Origin of the sequence: Trichocoleus sp. DQ-A1, from assembly GCF_039961955.1 — a bacterium.
In the GTDB taxonomy this organism is placed as follows: Bacteria; Cyanobacteriota; Cyanobacteriia; order Cyanobacteriales; family FACHB-T130; genus FACHB-T130.
This window is the reverse complement of record NZ_JAMPKE010000066.1, coordinates 1-5,427: the sequence shown is the minus strand read 5'-3', so window position 1 is coordinate 5,427 and position 5,427 is coordinate 1. Positions and strand designations below refer to the sequence as shown.

Below are 5,427 nucleotides of genomic sequence, written 5' to 3'. Positions count from 1 at the left end.
AATCATCGACGTGGCAAAACAAAGCTTCTAAACTAAGCATGGGCGGGTAGATACTTGAGAACTCAGCACTTTCAGCGTATCTGCTCCGCCCTTTTTTATCCCGAACTCACGTTAAAATTAGCTCCACTCGCCCTCAACCGATGAATCCTGCTGTTCTCGTGTTGGGTTAATCGCGATCGCACTCATGAGGCAGAAGGCGATCGCACCCTCATCTCATGCAAAACGCGATCGCCCGAACAGCAATTACAGCAGCAGATTGAGGCGTGGCAAGAGATGCGGTCAAAGTTGCAATAGCATTCCTTCCTTTTCTCAAATGCGAGCGATCGCAACTTTAAGGTTCTCCATTGCCCCCTTACACTGCTGCAACCTTTCACTCCAAATCCATCTTGGCAAAGTGATCTTGCAGGAGCTTGTGCATGAAGCGATAGCGACCACCAATCCGCTGCAACAGGAGACGCTCAGTGCAGTAGTTAAGCAAGAGGTCGTAGCGGAACGGAGCGTATCCTTTCCTAGTGAGAACGAGACGTAGGGCAAGATGTTGAAGCAGTGCCTTCCCCCCACCTTCAAGAAATCCCAGCCCAGTAAGGTAGATGATGAAAGTAAAAAACAATTGAGGTGGAAATTTTATATGTGCGAATGAGCTAATTCTCAATTGATAAACGAAACCAATTAAAGAGTATAAAAATAATACAAATAATGTGAAGAAAACTATGTTGTTCCAAGAATTTTTTATTCCTTGATTGGCTGTTGTTTGAGTGTCAATTTCTGCTCTCATGTTTTTAATCAGCCAAGCAACGAAAATATTTACTGCAATGCCAGTAAGCAATACTATCATAGAATAGCTCAACTTCTCGTCTAGTCTAGCTACAAGCAAAACAATTCCGGCAATTATCCACGTAATTATACTAAGAACTATAACTAAAACCCCATATTTCTCTTTCTCAAAATAAAAAAGTTTCTTATTAAATTGAAGCTTTTCAGTCGGAGTAATATTATCGATTGTCAGGAAATAGCTCAACCAGGGAAATGTGCTTACTAAGAGAGGCAACCATTCGGAAACTCTGCTAGCCAAGGAACTAGCCCCTGCCAATACTAATGTAAAAAACAGCATGAACAGTAACTTATAAAACTCTCTCTGCTGTTTCTCTAGTAGCCAAGACGGCTGCATTCTCTCAATCAAAAGCTCTGTTTGTGACTCTTTGTCCAGCGCCTTTGCCGCAAACACCAATGCCCGCTGAACTATCAGGCGCTGTGGCAGTGGCTTTGTGCCGTAAGTTTTGCTGAGGATGCCCCGTTGCTTTTCATTAGGGTCAATAATCAACTCACGGGCGATCGCTGCTTCCCAATAGGTATCGAGCAAATACTCAATTTTAAGCTCGCAGGTGGTGCGCGATCGCCAATGGTCGAGCGAAAACTTTCCCTGCTTTTGCACCAAACCAAACATTGACAAAAACAGTGGCTTTGTCAGCAACTCCTGCAACGCCTCATCCTGCTGCACTGTCTGCCACACATCCTGCAACTCAAACTGAGCAAAATAGTCTTCAATTTGCTCAACGGTTAATGCCTGCAAATAGATTGCCCCATACAGGTTCAACGGTTGACGCACCACTTGCTCAAACTCTTCCCGCCGACAGCAAATCAGTACGCCGCAAGGTCGCTGGTCCAGTTCCCCCGTTAACCAGGCATTGAGAGCCACTGCACAAGCTTCTTGATGCTGGGGTGCCACTTCATCCAGTCCATCCAGCAGTGGCAGCAGTTGATTGTTTTTTAGCCATCGCTGTGCCAAATCCTGACGAATCCCATATTTCCCTTTCAACTCGCCTACTAGCCATTCAAAAATTGATTGCTTTGGATTTTTCCAGGACGACAAACTGAGCAACACTGGGATTGGCTCCGCTTTGTCTGCGATCGCTCGTCGCAACAAATCTTCTGCTAACTCCAGCATCATTGTTGTCTTCCCCGCACCGGGTTCACCTAGGATTAGCAATTGATGGGCAAGTTCTGGGCGATCAAATACCTCTACAATTCGAGTTCCGGCAGCCAAGGGTAGTGGGGACTGGGATGGTTGTACCACTGTTGCCGACCAAGGACGCTGCACGCGATAGTCCTGCTGCTCCATTCCCAGAGTCAGCCATACGGCATTATGCAACGACTGTGCCAGCCTTTCCCGTACTTCTGTTGCGACGGCTTGGAGCAGTTTCGCTTGGGATGCTTCCCGTTTCGCTTGTGGGGTGCTTGAATTCGGCGTTGCCCCTTGACCTGGTTGGCGATCGCGGGCTACGACTTTTTTGCCAGTACCTTAGCCCACTTTATAAACGTCGGAAAATGCGTCCACAAAAAGTTCTCTGTATCTAACTCTGCCTCGTAGGACAGATTAACAAACGGCGGCAATAGCGACAGCGCCCCCTTTAATTTAGCCGCCGCAGATGCTCCCGGTTTGCTCACTTCGGTGTGAATTTTCTGTAGCCATTCCAGCACCTCATCAGAATATTCCTGGCTGGTTTGCAGTTGCCCCGCCTGTTCTACAATTTCAGCAACGACGACTTCTGGCACTGGCTCTGAGATAGCAACTGTCGCTGACTCGTCCGCCAAAATTTGCCAATATTCTTTTTCAAACGGCTGCATCTCTGCCTTCAAATCGGCAATCTGCTGCTTGATCCGAACCCGTTCTTCTGGAGCGATCGTCGTCAATGTATCTTCTTTCCCTGCCAATTGCTCACGTAAACGGGTCAAATTTTTTTCAACTTGGCGCAGGCGAGCGCTCGACATACTACGTAGACTCCAGAACGTTAAAACCATTATTTCGGTTTTACTCTATCGACTCCATAATGTCTGCAATGTCTTCATGGAGATTGGGATGCCTCTGTTGCCCAAAGCTTGCCAAATTCTGTTGTCGGCGCTTATAGATGCGATCGCTCGAAGACAGCACAACAGGCGACCCCAATCGTTCGGCTCCATAATGTGCTATTGTGATGACGAGATTCTCGCATCCCTTCGCTTCTCCAAACGAATCTGGATGAAGCTGAATGTGGCTCAATGACATTAATCTGTCACCAACGACAGATAATTAGTCACTATACAATTTTAATGGGCAGTACTGGACTCGAACCAGTGACATCCTGCTTGTAAGGCAGGCGCTCTACCAACTGAGCTAACCGCCCAAATTCAGACACTTTTTAGATAATAGCAGATTACGCTGCTGCTGCTACTATTCAAACAGAATAAATTTTAAAAAATCTCAAATTTTAACGGATGCCCTCTGGTCGGACGCACGATCGCATTACTTTATGGTGCCTGCCTTGGGTGGCTGGCATGACGTTCGGGCTGACTCGCAGCGGCGATCTGACGTTAATTGTTTCCGGAGGATTTTTATTCAGCGGGCTGATGTTTAGCCCAGACTTGGATCTAAACTCCCGTCCTTATCAGCGTTGGGGCTGGTTGCGGTGGATTTGGATACCCTACCAGAAGTGTTTACGTCACCGCTCGGTTTTTTCCCACGGGTTAGCAATTGGGACAATCGTGCGATCGCTCTATCTCTCTTGCTGGGTCTTTCTGGTGGGATTGTTGATATTGGGGATGCTACAGCTAGTCTGGGGTGTCGGGTGGACTTGGCAGATGATAGCGAATCAGGTGCAGCGATCGCTGACTCAATACCCATCTGAATCGATAGCGCTGTTTGTGGGTTTGGAATTGGGTGCGATGAGTCACTCTTTCAGTGACTGGGGGGGTTCTGCCTACAAGCGGTTTAAAAAAAGTGGATTGAAGGCGGTAATGCCTAAGCGGGTGAAGACTCGGAAGCGAATGGGCGCATCGAATCAGCGTAGAGTCAAGAAACCAACCGCCAAGACGCAGAGGACGCGAAGGTAAGATCGAAAGACAAACTGAATTTTCGTTTATGTTGAATTCCCCAGAATCTGCTCATCCCATACCTCAAACTGCACTAGAAGCCCTGCAACAGTTGATTGAGGTTGTTGCCCAGTTGCGATCGCCGAATGGGGGTTGTCCTTGGGATTTAGCGCAGACTCCCCAAACGCTTACCCCGTATGTCATCGAAGAAGCTTATGAAGTGGTAGATGCGATTCGCACTGGGGATAAAGATGCGATCGCTGAAGAACTGGGGGACTTATTGCTACAAGTGGTGCTGCAAGCGCAGATTGCCAACGAATCCGGGCAATTTAGCTTAACCGATGTCGTTCAGGGGCTTACTCAAAAGCTGATCCGCCGTCATCCTCACGTCTTTGGAGAGGTTGAAGTCGAAACTGCGGAGGAAGTCCACGAAAATTGGCAGAAAATCAAAGCCGCAGAAAAAGGAGAAACGACTCAAGACGCGCAACAGCTAAGTCGCAAACTGACTCGTTATTCTCGCACATTGCCACCACTGATGGCGGGGATGAAAATCTCTCAAAAAGCTGCGGCGGCTGGGTTTGAGTGGGAGAATATTGAGGGCGTGTGGGCGAAGTTTCACGAAGAGTTAGCAGAATTTGAAGAGGCACTGCAACAGGAAGACGAAGCCCATCAGCAAGCGGAACTGGGAGATTTATTATTTACAGTGATTAATCTTGCCCGTTGGTACGATCTCGATCCTTCAGAAGCTTTACAGGGAACGAATCAGCGATTTATTCAGCGTCTGAAAAAAATGGAGGCTTTTGCCGACCGTCCCCTCTCTGATTACACATTAGATGAGTTGGAAACGCTTTGGCAACAAGCGAAAACTCAGTTAGCAGCTTCGGGCGAATTAAACCAGGAACGCTAAATTTTTAAGCCGCGATTTGGGAATCCTGAATCAGGATGCGATACAGTTCTTCTTCCAGCCAGCACTCATCTTCTTCTGCTAGCACCAACCGTGCCTGCCGCCATATCCCAGCCATCTCTGAATCTGTGTACTTTGAAGTAAGTTTCTCCGATAGCTGTTCCAATGCTCTTGAATTCCGAGCGATCGCGATTGATGCCATTCTCCAGGAATCCCACCCATTTTTTGAAACTGCACTCATTTTCTGAAGCCCACTTCCTGACTGTTCTTTACTTAACTTAGAGGTCATTGGATTCGATTATCTTCCGTCAAAATACTGAATCTATGTAACTTCATATACTCTTCATAGGAAAACAATACTTATATAAATTTGCGATGAAATTTTCTAGCACCTGGTTTGCTGCTTTGAGTTCCTCAGCACCAAGAAGAAGGCGAACCGTGCGCTTGCAGTGTTCGCCCTTTTTGAAACTACAGGTTGGATGAAGAAAATTTCCGAAATTTAGAACAGGGATGGGAAGACAAAACCAAGCGCGATCGCTTTTTGGGTCTCTCCGCTACCTTGATAACGTGAGTTCGGGATAAAAAAGGGCGGAGCAGATACGCTGAAAGTGCTGAGTTCTCAAGTATCTACCCGCCCATGCTTAGTTTAGAAGCTTTGTTTTGCCACGTCGATGATT

The 5,427-nt window shown here is 47.1% G+C and carries 6 protein-coding genes and 1 tRNA gene; 2 read left to right on the top strand and 5 right to left on the bottom strand.

Annotated features, from left to right (window positions below; translation table 11 throughout):
- Window positions 1–370: 370 nt before the first annotated feature.
- The 4 genes from NDI33_RS27680 to NDI33_RS27665 all read right to left on the bottom strand — a co-directional run bounded on the left by NDI33_RS27680 (window position 371) and on the right by NDI33_RS27665 (window position 3,161).
- Entirely contained in the window at window positions 371–2,149 is a 1,779-nt protein-coding gene (locus tag NDI33_RS27680; protein WP_190675699.1) for an NACHT domain-containing protein, read from the bottom strand.
- Window positions 2,150–2,277: 128 nt separating this feature from the next.
- Window positions 2,278–2,769 (bottom strand): hypothetical protein, encoded by a 492-nt coding sequence (locus NDI33_RS27675; protein WP_190675697.1) that lies wholly within the window; start codon window positions 2,767–2,769, stop codon window positions 2,278–2,280.
- 40 nt (window positions 2,770–2,809) lie between these two features.
- Entirely contained in the window at window positions 2,810–3,043 is a 234-nt protein-coding gene (locus NDI33_RS27670) for a hypothetical protein (protein WP_190675695.1), read from the bottom strand.
- A gap of 45 nt (window positions 3,044–3,088) precedes the next feature.
- Window positions 3,089–3,161 (bottom strand) — tRNA-Val (locus tag NDI33_RS27665).
- A 91-nt stretch (window positions 3,162–3,252) separates the two neighbouring features.
- On the opposite strand from NDI33_RS27665, the gene NDI33_RS27660 reads away from it, so the two are divergent.
- Together NDI33_RS27660 and mazG are read left to right on the top strand one after the other, a co-directional pair.
- Complete coding sequence (locus NDI33_RS27660) at window positions 3,253–3,867, top strand: metal-binding protein (protein WP_190675694.1); 615 nt, start codon at window positions 3,253–3,255, stop codon at window positions 3,865–3,867.
- Window positions 3,868–3,895: 28 nt separating this feature from the next.
- The gene (gene mazG / locus NDI33_RS27655) at window positions 3,896–4,753 is read left to right on the top strand and encodes a nucleoside triphosphate pyrophosphohydrolase (RefSeq protein ID WP_190675692.1); all 858 of its coding nucleotides are present in this window, start codon (window positions 3,896–3,898) and stop codon (window positions 4,751–4,753) included.
- Between the two features lie 4 nt (window positions 4,754–4,757).
- Here mazG and NDI33_RS27650 read toward each other — a convergent pair whose 3' ends face one another.
- Entirely contained in the window at window positions 4,758–4,991 is a 234-nt protein-coding gene (locus NDI33_RS27650; protein ID WP_190410030.1) for a hypothetical protein, read from the bottom strand.
- Between the last annotated feature and the right edge of the window lie 436 nt (window positions 4,992–5,427).

Coding starts and splice junctions, on each gene's coding strand:
- NDI33_RS27675 (WP_190675697.1), bottom strand. CDS start 2,769: ATGTCGAGCGCTCGCCTGCGCCAAGTTGAAAAAAATTTGACCCGTTTA.
- NDI33_RS27670 (WP_190675695.1), bottom strand. CDS start 3,043: ATGTCATTGAGCCACATTCAGCTTCATCCAGATTCGTTTGGAGAAGCG.
- NDI33_RS27660 (WP_190675694.1), top strand. CDS start 3,253: ATGCCCTCTGGTCGGACGCACGATCGCATTACTTTATGGTGCCTGCCT.
- mazG (WP_190675692.1), top strand. CDS start 3,896: ATGTTGAATTCCCCAGAATCTGCTCATCCCATACCTCAAACTGCACTA.
- NDI33_RS27650 (WP_190410030.1), bottom strand. CDS start 4,991: ATGAGTGCAGTTTCAAAAAATGGGTGGGATTCCTGGAGAATGGCATCA.